The organism is Porphyromonas crevioricanis, assembly GCF_900167225.1.
Taxonomy (GTDB): Bacteria; Bacteroidota; Bacteroidia; order Bacteroidales; family Porphyromonadaceae; genus Porphyromonas; species Porphyromonas crevioricanis.
In genome coordinates, this window is sequence record NZ_FUXH01000004.1 from 15,303 (window position 1) to 30,886 (window position 15,584).

Here is a 15,584-nt window from a genome sequence, read left to right on the forward strand (position 1 = left end):
GCGCAAAAATACAAGAAAAAAGCCTTGTATGACTGATTGTTTACTGTATTATTACTCTTTGGTGATATGATCCTCGAAATCGTCTATTCAACATCTTCTAGTGTGAAATTCTCAACAAACTTTAGAAATACCCTGCATTTTCGCTTAGTCAGTTGAAAAGTTCGGATAAGATGGATAAGGTTCGAAGTTCTCCAAATGGGGGAAGATGGAGCCGGTAATAAGCCAATAAATACTCAAGAATCTCTCGTCTTTCGTTTCTTGAATACTGAAACAAATGCATATTGGCGTAACTAATTCGAGCAAATAAAACCAATGCACTTCGTCTCCGTGGAGGAATAGAAGGCCCGGCCGGATGAGAGAGAGAGTAACAACTCTCTTTCAAATCAAAAAAAATCGGACCATCCGATATGGGAGAAGAGAGTATATCAGGGGAGAACCCCAAAAAGTCCAGTAATCGAAGAAGGAAACACAGATGAAAGTTAGCCGCAGATTTTTCTGTGCTATCCAAAAAGGATAGGGATGCAGCTATAAAGTCATATAAATTGGCTTCCGAAGGTAATCCTCCGAGTATTCGGTGCAAGAGTTCACAAACAAAGAGAGAGATGCTCTGCTTCACAGGATCCATTCGTAGTAGAGGCATCGGATTTATTACCTGTACCTGTGAAAGCCTGCAAAGGTCGTTATGTCGACGAATATCCGTCACGAATTCAAGTTCGATGGGTGGGGAAATCAAAGAAGAGAGCCGCCCTCCTCTCCGACTCCCCTTAGCCTCCGGAAAGATGCAACTAATTTTTCCAGCTTCTCTGGAATAGAGATGCGCAATACTGTTTGTATCATTGTATCGAAAGCGATGTAGTACAATCGCACGGGTAGTGATTTGCACGGAGGATATAGGTGTGTAAAAGGGTAGTGAGGATCTCTACAATAATTCAAGGAGTTCTGTCAACTGTTGCACCTGATGTATAGGGCGTCTGGTTTCATCCTGTGGCATCTCAAGCTTATAAGGGTTGTACCAGATAGAAGCTATTTTGGCATTGTGAGCACCCACAATATCTGCAGCCCAACTATCTCCGATCATTAAAGTCTCCTCTCGCAGAGCAGAGCAGCAAGACAGAGCTCTATCGAAGATCCTCTTGTGAGGTTTATTGATCCCTACATCTTCAGACAAGACCATGTGGTCTACGTATGTAGCAAGTCCGCTGTTTTCCAGCTTGGCTCTTTGTATCTCTCTAAAGCCATTGCTAACAATGCAAATCTTATAATACCTGTGTAAATAGGGCATCACTTCGAGAGCTCCGGGGCAGGTACGTGTTTTTTTGGCTGTACGGGATAGGAAATCATCATTGTATTGCAGTATCTCACTGTCTGTTGGATCTATCACTCCTTGTAACGGTTTGCGAAATCGATTCAAAGTGAGTGTATGTTTATCTATCAAACCTCTCCTGTATTCGTCCCAAAGACAATCATTTATTCGGTAGTAGGAATCGAAGAAAGCCTCAAAAGAAGCAAAATGCTGTCCCCAATTCCGGGCAACATATAGCTCTTTGAGGCTTTCTTTGTTGTTGTCAAACGTGTCCCAAAGGGTATCGTCCAGATCAACAAAGAGCGTTTTGATCATATTACTTCACTTTCACAATCAAGATCTTGGATACACTCCAGAACTGTTTGGCGTCTTTGATAATGATAGAAAGTTCACCCTTGTTTCCTGCACGCAATTCATAGGAAGAAGCCGGGTGAGAAGTAAGTAATTCGGCCTTCTTCGCTTGCAGGGCAATTTGATTGAGTTCTCGCAGGTCAGCACTACTGAAATAGCCCATATTGGCCTTATCAGTTACTACCTTGCCATCTTTCAGCAATCCCATATCTTTCAGGTCTCTTGCCGTACCAATCGCATAGCGCACTGTGTTAAGTTCCCTCTCCTGTGCCATTAGCTCGGTTCTCTGTGAGGCATTCTCTACAGCCATATCGTTGAGATGTGCATTTTGAAGACCTATGATAGAGTCTTGCATACCGATGTACAAATTCTTGCGAACAAGCTCATCGTTCAGATGCTGTATTTCAGCCGTTTTGTCTGCAAACTGTTTTCTCAAAGAAGCCAAAGTACGTTGCAAGCCCTTGTTCTCTCGTCCGAACTTTTCGATCTGTTGGGATAGCTTCTGGATGTTTTCTCTGTTGGATTGGAGTTTCTCATTGATTAACTGCATGTTATCTCTAATTCTGTCTCTCTGACTTTTCTTGAAGTCTCCGCTTATAGGATTTACATTGATCATACCTTCCATTTGAGAAATCTCCTGGAAGTTCGTCAAGACAGTGCTAATCAGAGAGTCCATCTCTCCCAGTTCGGCTTCATGAGCTGCGTTGATAGCAAATACGCTGTCGTACTGAGCTTTGAGTTCTTTGTAAGCCGATGAATTTCGACCACAAGACGAAGTGAAGGCTGCCACTAAAGCCAAGCCAAAGATTACTTTCTTGTTCATAACATCTTCTTAATTTGGGGTTTCGTTCTTATTTCTTTCCTCCAATAACGAGTACAAACTCGCCACGTGGAGGAGTTTCACTAAAATGAGCAATCAACTCCTCTAGAGAACCTCTCTTTATTTCCTGATGGAGCTTTGTCAATTCTCGACAGGCTGCTGCAGGTCGTTCCAAACCACAATGCTCTGCCAGCTGCTGCAAGGTCCGTAACACTCGGTACGGAGATTCATATATAACCACTGTGCGAGTTTCTTCTGCCAAAGAGACCAAGCGAGTTTGCCGACCTTTCTTCATGGGCAAAAATCCCTCAAAGACGAATCGATCGCATGGTAGGCCAGAAGCAACAAGAGCAGGTACAAAAGCACAAGGACCAGGCAAACAATCCACTTCTATCCCTGCTTCAGCACAAGCTCGACTCAGCATGAAGCCTGGATCACTAATCCCTGGTGTCCCTGCATCACTAATAAGAGCAACTTCTTCACCAGCTTCAATGCGTTCTATTACTGATTGTACAGTGCGGTGTTCATTAAACTTATGATGGCTAAGCATGGGCTTGTGTATACCATACTTCTGCAACAAAACAGAGCTGGTGCGCGTATCCTCAGCCAATATCAAATCGGCAGAACAAAGCACCTCCACAGCTCTGTATGTCATATCGGATAGATTGCCGATAGGAGTTGGTACGATTACAAGTTTAGCCATACTGCAACTATTAAGGGTCTTCTTAATGGAGACCCGAGTAATAACGGTCTATAGCCCCCCGTAGTATGCTCCATACCGAACTATCATCTTTCAGACCCAATGCCCGAACATGCTGCAATGCTTCGATACCGGAAGAGGATGCCGAAATCTTGATCTGAAAGTTTTGCAAATTTTCCTCTCTATTATCGAAAACCTCTTTCACTACGCTATAGTAGTCCACTATTGGTAAAAGAGCTTTGAGAGAAAATGTAGCAGGAAGGGAGACTTCCATTGTATTGCTCTTCTCTTCTCCGGAGTAGCAAACTCGCGAACCGATAGGGAATGTTTGCGAAGTATTTATACCCTTTTTCCCCAGACAAACTTGGGCCAGCGCGCCACACTGCGTGGCAAAGGCCAAAGCCAATCCTTGCAACTTCAACAAATCCTCCACTCCATAGTCACCATTTTTCAAACTTTCAGTGGCCAAACGAAGCATCTCTTCTACTTTTTCCATCCTATTCATCCAACACTACTACCGGTTGAGACTACATGTTATACAAATGTATCAAAAATAATTTCAGCACATGGCTTTCTAATCATTATTTGGCGTACACAATCATTTTAGACTCAAAACAAGCTATTAAGGGGTTGTAAGCTATTTGATAACCACCATAAAGGTGATATGTCTTTGTCTTCTTTATAGCTTGGTGCCACCATACTTTTCATACATTTGTCTCAGATGTTAAACCCTGAAAAACCATCATGTGCAAGACAGCCCAAAAGGCTAACTATAGAAAAAGTAGAATCTCTGACCTATGAAACAATACCTATCTCTACTCTGTACTTTCTTTTGTTTTACCTATATGGCATTCACACAGTCAAAGTCGAATATCAAGAAAGAGAACTACTCCGTGCAAATAGGAAACTTCAAAATCGTGCCGGCAGAGCAGACTGTCTATGAGAAAGAATATACATCGGGAACAGATATGGATTCGGATGGGAATGTAATCCATTGGGATGGATATAGATACGTACCCTCTCGAACTGTGAACTTTGGAACAACCAAACTTATCGTTGCAGGAAGTATCATTTTCTTCAAAGAACTTTTTCCAATACATTCGGTAGACCCGACTACTTTGTGCCTAATCTTTCAATCATTTGGATATGAATCCAACTATACCTACCTCTTGTCTCCATTTGAAAACATCGTATATCTGCTGGAGGGGGATATGCGAGCTCCTTCAAAAATCGATATTTCCGGATATACACATATCAGACAATTGCTTTTCAAAGATGAAAGAGGGAAGCTCTTCTTTATACCCATGAGAGAGGGAAAACTATTGGAAGTAGATATCTCTCTGGATGAAAAAAGTCTGCAACATACGGCAGGAAATTTCTATTCGGACAAGAATGGATTGTACTATTTGGGAGAAAACACTAGGTGTCAATTGGAGAAAAGCAATGGAAGGAATCTTCGCCCCATTTTGTACGAGAAATATTTTGTGTACGGAGATGCCGCATATCCTTATGTCTGTGATGCCGATCCAAAAAGATTTAGGCTGAATGCAAAGACCACGCAAAAAGTATCCACTGTATATGATACTTATCTGGGTGATGATAGTAAAATATTCAAGCTATCAAACAACTTTTCAAGAACCATCTCCCCCAGTCTCATAAAACCCTGGAGAATGGTTGAGAAAGGAAGACCTCAGGCCCCTTTCCACAAATGGCAGTTCATAGATATACTCACGGTCAGAGGAAACAAAGAAGGTAATACCTTGTATTTCTCTTCACCCGGGCATTATGCCAATGGGGGGAGCTACTATACACTGATAAAGACTCCGAGCGGATTTTATGGACTGACCGGTTCTTCAGAACATTTAGAGGCGAAAGTAATTGATCAGGTAATGATTTATGATGCCAAGAAGAAAAAGCATGAACCGATTGAAATAGAGCAGTACAAGAGGCTTACAGCAAACTTCTATTTGTATAAGGGGAATCTATACGAGACTGATGCAAACCTTGTCGAGACAAAAGTCGATATAAAAAAAATGAAAGCCATACTTGCCAACAATCAAAAAACTGATTTCTATACTGATGGAAAATATCTCTTAGGAGGGTATAACTTGTGGCATAAGGAGAAGATGCAAGAAGGGAGGTACAAGTTTTCCGAACCTCTATTCAAGGATGTCGATTGGGAGACATTGCATGTCGTAAATGAGAAAATGATGATAGACAAGAATAACCTCTATCAGGAAAGTAGCTCCATACTCAAAATAATCCCTTTAGAGAAGATAGAGATACCGGTATTAGTAATCCTGGAAGCGAAAACCAATGGGCTTGGGTATTGATTAAAAAGCAAGATTGGGAATGCTCTTAAAAGATTATCTTTGTGGCAATAAGCAAAAAATAGAATGACACCCGAATATCTGCTTATACTCAATGGCCCAAATCTAAATGCTTTAGGAAGGCGCGAACCTGACATATATGGTCGGAAAGATTTCGACTCCTACCTTGCAGAGCTTCGTCAATGCTATCCTCAGACCAAAATTCTTTACTACCAAAGTAACCACGAGGGAGCTCTCATAGACAAACTCTACGAAGCAGAGTCTAATCCCGGCTGTTTGGGCATAGTCCTCAATGCCGGAGCTTATACGCATACATCATTAGCTTTGGCTGATGCTATACGCTCCATTGTGCTGCCGGTGATAGAGGTGCACATCAGCAATACAGCCGCACGAGAGGAAATTCGTCAATGTTCTCTCATTGCCTCTGCTTGTAAGGGGACAATTACAGGTTTAGGTTTAGAATCTTATACATTAGCTGTCCATTATTTCCTACATCTGTACTTAAACAAAGAACAAATACATGAAACAAACTAAGATTGTAGCAACAATCTCTGACCTTCGTTGCGAAAAAGATTTTCTGACCCGGCTGATAAATGCCGGAGTAAATGTTGTACGCCTCAATACAGCTCATATGGATGAAGAAGGAATGGATCGTATCATTGATAGGGTACGATCCATTTCTTCTTTTGTGGGAATCCTCATGGATACCAAAGGACCGGAGGTCCGTACTACCACAGTAGAGTCTCCGATAGTCTATAGAGAGGGCGATAACTTCTACATAAAGGGTGATCCAAGCTCCATTTCTACCAAAGAGTGTCTCTCGGTGAACTATACCAATTTTGTGAGAGATGTAAATGTTGGCAGTTGTATTCTTATCGATGATGGAATCTTGGAAATAGAGGTCCTCGAACGAATTGAGGACCGGCTCTATTGCCGTGCACTTAACGATGGGGAAATCGGTAGTCGCAAGAGTGTGAATGTGCCAGGAGTACGCATCAATTTGCCCTCACTGACAGAGCGAGACAAACGGTACATTGATTATGCTATCAGAAAGGATATAGACTTTATTGCTCATTCCTTTGTTCGCTCGGCTCAAGATGTTTTGGACATTCAGAAAATACTGGATGCTGCTGGCAGTCACATCAAGATCATAGCAAAGATTGAAAATCAGGAGGGGGTGGACAATGCAGACGAAATACTGAAACACGCCTATGGTATGATGATCGCTCGTGGGGATTTGGGGATAGAGGTACCACAAGAGAAAATCCCAGCTCTGCAACGGCAACTCATACGAAAATGTGTAGAACACCAAAAGCCCGTAATCGTAGCCACACAGATGCTGCATACAATGATAGAAAACCCACGTCCCACACGAGCTGAAGTAACTGATGTGGCTAATGCTATATATTATCGTACCGATGCGGTGATGCTTAGTGGAGAGACAGCCAAAGGACGCTACCCCGAAGCTGCAGTAGAGACAATGAAACGTATTATCCTCGAGGCTGAGAAATCTAAACTTGAAGCCAATGACATACGAGTTCCATTCGGGAACGATGATTTGGATACAACTTCTTTTCTTGCTAAACAGGCTGTGAAGTCAGTTGCCAAATTAGGCGTAAAAGCGATTGTTACAGATAGTTTTACTGGTCGAACAGCCCGAGTCTTAGCTGCTTTTCGAGGAAAAGTCCCCATCTATGCTATATGCTACAATGAACGGGTAACCCGACAACTCACTCTCAGCTACGGGGTGTGGACTTCCTACCAGCCATTGGAAAAAGGTTCTTTGGAAAACCTGTCTGCAGCACTAAAACATCTGATTCTGGAAGGTATGATCAAACCCGATGATCTGGTGGCTTATATCAGCGGACGTCCTGGGAGAGAAAGTTCAAGCACAGGTCTGGAGATAGATCAAGTATGCAACCTGATAGAACGGAAATGCTGGTAGAAGTTCTCCTGCACCATCATGCTTTTTGATTAACAGCTAAATACATACATGCTAAATGAGTTCTTCTTTACTTCTTCCCATCACAGTTGTTTTGTTGACTATTATACTTTGGGGGATTTATACCTATAACAAGTTGATTGTGAGACAAAACAAACTGGAACAATGTGAGAGTGGTATTTCAGTTGCTTTGAAACAGCGGAGCGACATGATTCCTGCTCTTGTTTCTTCCGTTAAAGGATATGTTGGATATGAAAACAATCTTTTGAAGAAAATAACTGAATTGCGTTCCCTTGCCGCTGAAACGATGAGGAAAGAGGAAAAACAGGGGCTTGACACGGCTCTTTCTCAAGAACTATCAAAACTCCCAATCTTGGTAGAAAAATATCCGCTACTGAAAGCTGACACCCAATTTCTCAAATTGGAAAATTCGATCGAGGAGGTGGAGGATCGATTGCAGGCTATCAGAAGAACATACAATGCGGCAGCCGTCAGTTATAACAACACAATTCGTATGTTCCCATCAAACATTGTGGCTTCTCTTGCCAAACACAAACCCGTACAACTGATACAGATTCCAGAGTGAGAAAAAAGTACCTCTTTCCTAACAGATATGACACCAAGATAAAGGCTTATGGAAACAGGAGACAGAATACAAAAACTCGACAGAGAAATGTCGGACATCCTGAACAAAGCAAGACGTACCCGACATATTTTCGTTGTTGCCAGAGCTATTTCTTTTGGCTTATCGCTTTGTTACATCCTTTTCTGCATTTCTGCAGTATTCTTGGGTAATTATATCCTTGCACATGATTACGAGGCAAATCCTTACCCCAGCTTTTGGGAGGCCAACCGAGCTTTGGTTATAATACTCCCAGCATTTCTCCTTATTAGTATAAGTGCCGGTGTACTCCCAAGTCTGTACAAGCAAATCAGCAAGACACAGCAGGCGATGACCCAAAAAGTGATTGCCTGTTTATATCCTGATGTTGAATGTTCTTTGGGACATGCACCTTTCAGCAGAAGCAAAATTGTCGGCAGCCTCCTTTTTGGAAGAGCTCACATCAAGTCTTGTCACAGCTATGGTTATGTAAAACTAGCCTCAGTTGATGGTTCTCCCACCATTACGGCCCACGATATTGTTATTCCGTCATTTGGCAAGACTGCGACTTTAGAAAAGAGTCAAATCGGAGCATTCTTAGTAACGATCAAGTATTTGCTGGAAAATATCGTTTCTCCCTATCCTGATGCAGGATATGGGGCAAAAGGAATGTTTGTACAAATCCCTCTGAATCGATCTTTTGAGGGGAAAGTAATCATCTTACCGGATCATATGGAGGAAAAGATTGATTACTTGGCACAAGCGATCCAATCTCTCAAGAGTGTTCATGGTAGCAAACCGGTATTCATGGAAGATCCGGAGTTTGAAAGAAAGTTTGTAGTCTATTCAGATGATGAGATTTTGGCTCGATACATTCTCACCCCATCTATGATGCTACGGATAACGGCTTTGAGAAATCAATATGGTCGAGATATAATGTGCTCTTTTGTGAGAAATACGTTTACTTTGTTTGTCCCTATCCCGGAGGGTTTCCTCTCTCTGCATGGAAAGCAAACGAAAAAAACATCCCCAATAGGAGAATTGTCCGCAAGTATAGAGACAACGAAAAGTATAGTGCAAGAGCTGAAATTGAACAGCAGAATATTTACCAATCAATAAAACTTAAAGCAAAATGGAGACAAGCACAAATTCAAGCAACTATCCTGAGAGTTTGTATCAGTATTATGTCAACAGTGACAAATTTGAGAAGAGGACAAACATGATCAAGAAAGTCATATACTATGCCTTGGTCGCTCTGTGTGTCATTCTATTGATTATGCCATCCCTACTGCCTCTCTCATCTCTTTTGGTGAGAATTCTGGCTGTTTTGGGGATATTGATTTTTGGTTTTGCCGCTTACTTCGGAGGGGAAGACTATTTCAATATTGCCTCTGGAGGGAAGATTACCCAAAGTGCAATCAAAAAATTCGATAGAAACTTGGTGAACGAAGCCGAAATCATGAGAATGTTCGATGAAAATGACTTTGAAGGTCTTGCCGATGCTCCTGATGCCCACAATAATCCTCTCCAGTTGTATATCCATGAGGATGCGAAGGGTAAAGTTTTCTATCTGCAATTGATGAAATACTTTTCCCCTTCAGACTTTAGAGGAATAACTGAAGTAAAAGAAATATCGGAACCTTTGTACTCACAGGTATATCCCATTATCAAGAGTATTAAGAGTACCCCTAGATAAATACCTTTATGGTAGAGGATAGCAGTTTCTGCTCCTATCTTCTCGTTATTCTCCACACTTCAGAATCAGAAGTCTGAAGTGTGGAGAGTTTTTTTCTCCTGTTTGGAAACCCAAAAATCAATACCAATGTAGCGAGAGTCATATTGTGTGTGATACGTAGAGATTTGTAGAGGTAAAGTGATCGGGAGAGAGGAGGCTTTATAAACATTCCACTATACAGTAGCTCTCAAATTGAGCTCTGTCATCTATTGAGACTATTGCACAAGGCACAGTATCCTTTTCCAACATTGCGTAATGTATATTCATGTAAAAACGATCGAAGATCTAAGCAAGAAAAAATCAAAGAAAAAGGGCCTGAATATTGGACTCAATATTCTCCCTTTTTGGGGAGGTGAATGCTCTTCTAAAAAGCCCTATTCATCGGGATTCTGAGAGGGTCGAATTTCTCTCCTCAGAAAAATTTTGCTAACACAGGAGAGAGATTTTTTTCCTCAGGAGAGAATTTTTGTTTTCTCCCGTGTCACGAAAAAATAGAACCCGTAGAGGACAGAAATGAGAGAAAAATTAAAGACGAATAGGTCTCTTTTCAGGCCCTAAAAACCAATAAGTGGTTTACATAAATAGTATAAAAATGATGGAAAAACACATCTTTTTGAGCTAAAATCATATCTGGAAAGTTGTCAGGGGAAATACGACCCCAAATCTGCATCTCAACACTTTACTATAGGTTTATTCCGTAACCTATTTACCTTATCTCCCTGGGGGGAGGCTTTCTGCATCTCTCAGAACCTGCGAAATACCTTGAATAGGAGACATAAAAAAGCAGCTTACTTGGGAGTTTTCCCCAAGCAAGCTGCCTATTATTCTTTTCTCGGAAACCTCTACAAACGTCCTGTAGAGAGAATGAAAAAGAGGAGACTTTTTTATTATTTTCCGAAACGAGCCTTTAATACCTTGATCATGTCTTGCGACATACTATCCAGGTCATATTTGGGAGCCCAATCCCATTCTGCTCTGGCACAACTATCATCAAGAGAGTTTGGCCAAGACTCTGCAATACCCTGACGCAAAGGGTCTACATCATAGAGCATCTCGAAATCGGGTATAATCTTCTTGACTGCTGCTGCAATATGTTCTGGAGCAAAGCTCATTGAGGCAATGTTGAAGCTATTACGGTGCTTCAATCGAGTCGGGTCTGCTTCCATCAGTTCGATAGCCCCATTCAGTGCATCGGGCATATACATCATATCCATATATGTACCCTGCTTTATGGGACAAACAAAGCGTCCTTCTTTCACGGCTGCGTAGTAGATATCTACTGCATAATCCGTTGTACCACCACCCGGAGGTGTCACATTAGATATGAGTCCGGGGAAACGTACGGATCTGGTATCTACACCAAAACGCTTGAAATAGTAGTCGCTGAGCAATTCTCCCGAAACTTTTGTCACACCGTACATCGTCTTAGGACGCTGGATTGTGTCTTGAGGTGTTTTGTCTTTGGGAGTATCATCGCCAAATGCTCCGATAGAGCTTGGAGTGAACACTGCACAGCCTTTTTCTCTGGCAACCTCAAGTGTATTGAAGAGACCACCCAAACCAATGTGCCACGCCAATTGGGGCTTATTTTCGGCTACAGCTGAGAGTAGAGCAGCCAAATTGTAGATCGTATCTACTTTGTACTTATCCACAGCCTCCGCAATATGGGCTGCATTGGTGATATCGACTACAGCAGAAGGGCCACTCTCAAGCAACTCGCCTTTAGGCTCAGCCCCGGGAATATACCCTGCAACTACGTTGCCGTTGGGATAGCGGCGTCTTAACTCCATTGTCAGCTCCGAACCTATCTGTCCGGTGGATCCGATAATAAGGATGTTCTTCATTATTTGTTTTACCTGATTAGTTAGATCAATTCGACTGCAAAAGTACAGAAACTCTATATACCTATTTTGATATGTGGCAAAAGATTATGCGATCAGACTAAAGATTTTTGTTCTTATTCCCCTCTTTATCTCTCTCTTTCGTGTTCACAGTTATTTGAGAGGCAATATCCGCAAACCTTTGTTTGTACCTTTGTGCCAAATGCCTGCCAAAGAAAAAAAAAATACAGTACCCGGATTACTCTCTCCTGATCCCGAAAATGCAGAGATGAGTTATGCCTTACAGTTAGTCAATTCGACTAACTGCAATGTTTTCCTCACAGGTAAAGCCGGTACGGGAAAATCAACGCTGCTTCGTTACATCTGTGCAAATACCAAGAAACAACATATAGTACTCGCTCCAACTGGATTGGCAGCTCTTAATGTAGGTGGGCAAACCATCCACTCTTTCTTTCATCTTCCTTTGGAACCTTTCTTGCCTGATGATTTCAAGATCATCAAAACGATGACAAAAAGACTTAAAGCCGATGAGAAAAAGATATTGCGCAAGGTGGAGCTAATCGTAATAGACGAAGTATCTATGGTGAGAGCCGACTTGGTCGATGCGATGGATAAGGTATTGAGAAAAGTGAGAGGGAAACCTCTGCTTCCATTCGGCGGAGTACAGCTTTTATTTGTCGGAGACTTATACCAGTTGGAGCCCGTGATAAGTCCGGACGAAAAGGAAATCCTCGATCGTTTTTATCCCAACCAATACTTTTTCTCTGCCAAAGTCTTTTCCGATGCAGCGATTGTTCCAATCGAATTAAAGACCGTATACCGGCAAGAAGATTCGGGCTTTGTACAGCTCTTAGATAGGATCCGCATCGGGATGCCAACCCAAAGTGATGTCGATATGCTCAATGGACGCTTCATACGAGATTATCGGATCAATGAGGGGGAGATGATTATAACCCTCTGCAACACGAGAAAACGAGTGAATGAGATCAATGAGTATCACCTGTCTCGTCGAGAAGGAAAAGAGGTTATTTGTTTGGGGATTATCAATGGTGAAATGCCAGAACGGACTTTGCCAACAGATTTGGAATTGCGCCTCAAACTAGGGGCTCAAGTGATTTTCGTGCAAAATGACCCAAATCATCAATGGGTAAATGGCAGTGTAGGGGTAATAGAGGAGATCGATGATGATGTCTCTTCTATTATCGTAAAAAAAGAGGATGGACATACAGTGCGAGTGTCGATGTCTGTATGGAACAACGTAAAGTATAGATATGACGAAGAGACGCAAAGTATAGAAAGCGAGGTAATTGGTAGCTTTCAGCAGTTCCCTCTTAAATTGGCTTGGGCTATTACGATACACAAAAGTCAAGGACTTACTTTCGATAGGGTAGTCATAGATTTCTCCGGAGGGAGCTTTGCGGCGGGGCAGGCGTATGTAGCTTTGAGCAGGTGTCGATCTCTGGAAGGTATTGTTCTGCGACTAGCATTCAATCCCTTCGGTATAATTGTGAGGAAGGAGGTAATTGATTTCTATCGCACAGCTAACAACCAAGAGCAAATCTCTTTGGCTTTGATACAAGCCGAAGCCGAACGCAAATTCGTACATGTGGCCAGACTATGTAATGCAGGCAAACTGGAAAGTGCTTCGCTTCTATTTGCTGAGGCTTTAGGAGAGGCGAATATCTTTACAGATCGGCTTCCGAACCGCTTGTTGCGCTACAAGTTGGGCAAACTAACTACAATGCAACAAGAGCTACAACAGCTCCGCGAGCAACTCAGAGAGCAGGAGCTGTTGCTTCGTAGTTTTGCCGATGAATTTACCGATATGGGGCAAATGTGCATGGAAGTAGGGGAGTACGAAGCTGCATTGCGGAACTATAAGAAGGCATTGAAACTCAAACCGAAGAGTAGAAGAATCAAATACTCTTTGGCCAAAGCCCTGGAGCAGATCAAACGAGACAATCAACAAGAATAAAGAGAATACAAACTAATCCTAATATCAATCAGAAGCTATGTTTTCAGGTATTGTAGAAGAATGTGGTCGATTGGAGGCCATCGAACGCAACGGTACAAATATAGATCTCACTCTCAGTTGCAGCTTTGTATCTGAGTTGAGTATTGACCAGTCTATTGCCCACAATGGGGTTTGTCTCACCGTGGTGCGCAAGACGGAGAGCACCTACACGGTGACAGCCATTCAAGAAACTTTGGATCGCTCCAATTTGGGATTACTGAAAGTTGGAGATGCTGTAAATCTCGAGCGTTCAATGCTCATAGGAGGACGTCTCGATGGGCACATCGTGCAGGGGCACGTAGACCAAACAGCCAAATGTGTGGATCTGAAACAATTGGATGGCAGTTGGTACTATACTTTCGAGTATGAATTAGATCGGGAAATGGCTCGTAAAGGCTATATGACAGTGGAAAAAGGATCTATAACCGTGAACGGAGTAAGTCTCACTGTTTGTGATTCTGAACTGCAATCTTTCCGGGTCGCTATTATACCTTACACACACGATAACACCAATTTTCGTGATATAAAGGTTGGATCGGTCGTTAATCTAGAGTTTGATATTGTTGGCAAATATCTAAGTAAGATGCAGGCTTATCTTCAATAATGAAACAGGATACATACATATATGATCTGATCAATAGGCGACAGAGCGACAGGGCTTACGATACTCGTCCGGTGGATCCGGAGGTAATAACTCGCATTATGCGAGCTGTTCGTTTGGCTCCCTCTGCGTGTAATTCTCAGCCATGGAGCTTTGTTGTGGTAACAGATGAGGCCAAGCGACACGAGATTGCTTCAGCCTGCAGTTCCAAATTGCTTGGTCTTAATCATTTCTCCTACCAGGCTCCAGTACATATCATTGTGGTGGAGGATCGGGCTAACTTTACGGCTGCCATGGGCAATCTAATCAAGAAAATGCACTTTGCTCACTTCGACATCGGCATTGCTCTATCTCACCTAACCTTGGCGGCTACAGCCGAAGGGCTGGGTAGCTGTATTCTGGGATGGATAGACGAGAAAAAGATCCGAAAAACTCTGGGTATCCCCGATTCTAAACGGGTGTTGTTTGATGTCCTACTTGGTTACTCAACCGACCCCTCTAGAGAGAAGAGACGTAAAGGGTATGATGATATCATTCATCTGGAGAAGTGGTGAGTACTTGGCTTATTTGTAAGGGTCATTGTATGGAATCTTTGTAAACAAGTCAGACAGTAGACACAAAAAAGGACCTGCCTCACACTCTAAATCCCCATTCAAAAGGGAGAGAGAGTTTTGAGGCAGGTCGGTTTTTCTTGCTTAGGCTAGATTGCCTAGCCTTTTTTAGCGGGAAAGCATTGGCAAATGGTGCCCGCTTACCATTTTGATAAGCACTCAATTCTCTCGATTACTCGGTATCTTTTTGTCGATCGCTCGGCATCTTTTCTGGGAAGCATCTAATGAGCACATCGAAAGCAACTAAGCTTTTGAGTGGTCTCTCAATGGCTTTTGGATTTCCTTTTGCTATGGACAAATCTTTCGTTATCGAAGTAAGTTGATAGAGAATAGGTTGCGCCACTCTTCGGCTCTGGATGTCTCGTGCGAGAGAACGAAGAATATAGCGTAGATTATGGATAGCATTCAAGAGATCAGCTTTACTCATTATAGAGCCACTGAAAAGCAATATGAAGTCTTCAATACCTCGTATTCAGAAGAAACTGGTTCGAGTCAACCCACGACAACCATGCTCAATGCGATTTTGATGCGGGAGCTAAGCTTTTTCACTCCATTGCTCCACGACGGATTCGTCCGAGAGATTACGAAGATATCCGAGAAGCAACAATCCACACATCGAATGAATTGGCTTCCAGGGCGACCATTGTTCTGATAATACAAAGGCTCGAAAGTCGTATCGAATTGCCCCTTTAATCATGAAAATCTGCAAGTCTCTTAGTATAGGGATAAGAAAAC

The 15,584-nt window shown here is 42.4% G+C and carries 15 protein-coding genes and 2 pseudogenes; 10 read left to right on the top strand and 7 right to left on the bottom strand.

The genetic code is table 11. The features are described 5' to 3' along the window. Nucleotides 1–148: 148 nt before the first annotated feature. The 5 genes from recO to B5D48_RS03205 are packed head-to-tail and all read right to left on the bottom strand — an operon-like array spanning nt 149 to nt 3,670. Nucleotides 149–883, bottom strand: a complete 735-nt coding sequence (gene recO, locus B5D48_RS09345; RefSeq protein WP_042120323.1) for a DNA repair protein RecO — start codon at nt 881–883, stop codon at nt 149–151. 36 nt (nt 884–919) lie between these two features. After that, a complete protein-coding gene (locus B5D48_RS03190) occupies nt 920–1,618 on the bottom strand; it encodes a YjjG family noncanonical pyrimidine nucleotidase (RefSeq protein ID WP_023937770.1) in 699 nt (232 codons plus the stop codon). Nucleotide 1,619: 1 nt separating this feature from the next. Beyond that, the gene (locus tag B5D48_RS03195; RefSeq protein ID WP_023937771.1) at nt 1,620–2,477 is read right to left on the bottom strand and encodes a Cbp1 family collagen-binding glycoprotein adhesin; all 858 of its coding nucleotides are present in this window, start codon (nt 2,475–2,477) and stop codon (nt 1,620–1,622) included. 28 nt (nt 2,478–2,505) lie between these two features. Beyond that, complete coding sequence (gene rsmI / locus B5D48_RS03200; protein ID WP_023937772.1) at nt 2,506–3,177, bottom strand: 16S rRNA (cytidine(1402)-2'-O)-methyltransferase; 672 nt, start codon at nt 3,175–3,177, stop codon at nt 2,506–2,508. 22 nt (nt 3,178–3,199) lie between these two features. Further along, nucleotides 3,200–3,670, bottom strand: a complete 471-nt coding sequence (locus tag B5D48_RS03205; protein ID WP_036888756.1) for a hypothetical protein — start codon at nt 3,668–3,670, stop codon at nt 3,200–3,202. 301 nt (nt 3,671–3,971) lie between these two features. Between B5D48_RS03205 and B5D48_RS03210 the strand changes: the two genes are divergently transcribed. The 6 genes from B5D48_RS03210 (at nt 3,972) to B5D48_RS09180 (ending at nt 9,743) form a co-directional block, all read left to right on the top strand. Beyond that, nucleotides 3,972–5,507, top strand: coding sequence for a hypothetical protein (locus B5D48_RS03210; protein WP_023937774.1), 1,536 nt, complete (start codon nt 3,972–3,974; stop codon nt 5,505–5,507). 63 nt (nt 5,508–5,570) lie between these two features. Beyond that, nucleotides 5,571–6,038: a type II 3-dehydroquinate dehydratase gene (locus B5D48_RS03215; RefSeq protein WP_023937775.1), complete on the top strand. Its 468-nt coding sequence runs from the start codon at nt 5,571–5,573 to the stop codon at nt 6,036–6,038. Beyond that, on the top strand, nt 6,025–7,449 hold the full coding sequence (gene pyk, locus B5D48_RS03220; protein ID WP_023937777.1) for a pyruvate kinase: 1,425 nt from the start codon (nt 6,025–6,027) through the stop codon (nt 7,447–7,449). The genes B5D48_RS03215 and pyk overlap by 14 nt, the downstream gene beginning before the upstream one ends. Before the next feature lie 55 nt (nt 7,450–7,504). Further along, the gene (locus B5D48_RS03225; RefSeq protein WP_023937778.1) at nt 7,505–8,032 is read left to right on the top strand and encodes a LemA family protein; all 528 of its coding nucleotides are present in this window, start codon (nt 7,505–7,507) and stop codon (nt 8,030–8,032) included. Between the two features lie 48 nt (nt 8,033–8,080). After that, nucleotides 8,081–9,166 carry a DUF3137 domain-containing protein gene (locus B5D48_RS03230; RefSeq protein WP_023937779.1) on the top strand — a complete coding sequence of 362 codons (1,086 nt, stop codon included), beginning with the start codon at nt 8,081–8,083 and terminating at the stop codon, nt 9,164–9,166. A 13-nt stretch (nt 9,167–9,179) separates the two neighbouring features. Further along, nucleotides 9,180–9,743 carry a hypothetical protein gene (locus B5D48_RS09180; RefSeq protein ID WP_023940454.1) on the top strand — a complete coding sequence of 188 codons (564 nt, stop codon included), beginning with the start codon at nt 9,180–9,182 and terminating at the stop codon, nt 9,741–9,743. A gap of 926 nt (nt 9,744–10,669) precedes the next feature. Here B5D48_RS09180 and B5D48_RS03240 read toward each other — a convergent pair. Beyond that, on the bottom strand, nt 10,670–11,626 hold the full coding sequence (locus tag B5D48_RS03240) for an NAD-dependent epimerase/dehydratase family protein (RefSeq protein WP_023937783.1): 957 nt from the start codon (nt 11,624–11,626) through the stop codon (nt 10,670–10,672). A 199-nt stretch (nt 11,627–11,825) separates the two neighbouring features. On the opposite strand from B5D48_RS03240, the gene B5D48_RS03245 reads away from it, so the two are divergent. From B5D48_RS03245 to B5D48_RS09205, 4 genes and pseudogenes are all read left to right on the top strand, one after another. Further along, a complete protein-coding gene (locus B5D48_RS03245; RefSeq protein WP_143742796.1) occupies nt 11,826–13,598 on the top strand; it encodes an AAA family ATPase in 1,773 nt (590 codons plus the stop codon). A 37-nt stretch (nt 13,599–13,635) separates the two neighbouring features. Next, entirely contained in the window at nt 13,636–14,241 is a 606-nt protein-coding gene (locus B5D48_RS03250; protein WP_023937785.1) for a riboflavin synthase, read from the top strand. Continuing rightward, nucleotides 14,241–14,792 carry a nitroreductase family protein gene (locus tag B5D48_RS03255; RefSeq protein WP_023937786.1) on the top strand — a complete coding sequence of 184 codons (552 nt, stop codon included), beginning with the start codon at nt 14,241–14,243 and terminating at the stop codon, nt 14,790–14,792. The genes B5D48_RS03250 and B5D48_RS03255 overlap by 1 nt, the downstream gene beginning before the upstream one ends. A gap of 379 nt (nt 14,793–15,171) precedes the next feature. After that, a pseudogene (locus B5D48_RS09205) lies at nt 15,172–15,376 on the top strand (ISAs1 family transposase); the annotation flags it as partial. An 11-nt stretch (nt 15,377–15,387) separates the two neighbouring features. Here the strand turns inward: B5D48_RS09205 and B5D48_RS09025 are convergent. Next, nucleotides 15,388–15,533: pseudogene (locus B5D48_RS09025) on the bottom strand (transposase); the annotation flags it as partial. Nucleotides 15,534–15,584 lie beyond the last annotated feature (51 nt).

Bases quoted from the DNA above. Each gene is read 5' to 3' on its own strand.
- B5D48_RS03190 (WP_023937770.1), bottom strand. From the start codon at position 1,618: ATGATCAAAACGCTCTTTGTTGATCTGGACGATACCCTTTGGGACACG.
- B5D48_RS03255 (WP_023937786.1), top strand. From the start codon at position 14,241: ATGAAACAGGATACATACATATATGATCTGATCAATAGGCGACAGAGC.
- B5D48_RS03205 (WP_036888756.1), bottom strand. From the start codon at position 3,670: ATGGAAAAAGTAGAAGAGATGCTTCGTTTGGCCACTGAAAGTTTGAAA.
- B5D48_RS09180 (WP_023940454.1), top strand. From the start codon at position 9,180: ATGGAGACAAGCACAAATTCAAGCAACTATCCTGAGAGTTTGTATCAG.
- B5D48_RS03215 (WP_023937775.1), top strand. From the start codon at position 5,571: ATGACACCCGAATATCTGCTTATACTCAATGGCCCAAATCTAAATGCT.
- B5D48_RS03245 (WP_143742796.1), top strand. From the start codon at position 11,826: ATGCCTGCCAAAGAAAAAAAAAATACAGTACCCGGATTACTCTCTCCT.
- B5D48_RS03240 (WP_023937783.1), bottom strand. From the start codon at position 11,626: ATGAAGAACATCCTTATTATCGGATCCACCGGACAGATAGGTTCGGAG.
- B5D48_RS03250 (WP_023937785.1), top strand. From the start codon at position 13,636: ATGTTTTCAGGTATTGTAGAAGAATGTGGTCGATTGGAGGCCATCGAA.
- B5D48_RS03210 (WP_023937774.1), top strand. From the start codon at position 3,972: ATGAAACAATACCTATCTCTACTCTGTACTTTCTTTTGTTTTACCTAT.
- B5D48_RS03225 (WP_023937778.1), top strand. From the start codon at position 7,505: ATGAGTTCTTCTTTACTTCTTCCCATCACAGTTGTTTTGTTGACTATT.
- rsmI (WP_023937772.1), bottom strand. From the start codon at position 3,177: ATGGCTAAACTTGTAATCGTACCAACTCCTATCGGCAATCTATCCGAT.
- pyk (WP_023937777.1), top strand. From the start codon at position 6,025: ATGAAACAAACTAAGATTGTAGCAACAATCTCTGACCTTCGTTGCGAA.
- B5D48_RS03230 (WP_023937779.1), top strand. From the start codon at position 8,081: ATGGAAACAGGAGACAGAATACAAAAACTCGACAGAGAAATGTCGGAC.
- B5D48_RS03195 (WP_023937771.1), bottom strand. From the start codon at position 2,477: ATGAACAAGAAAGTAATCTTTGGCTTGGCTTTAGTGGCAGCCTTCACT.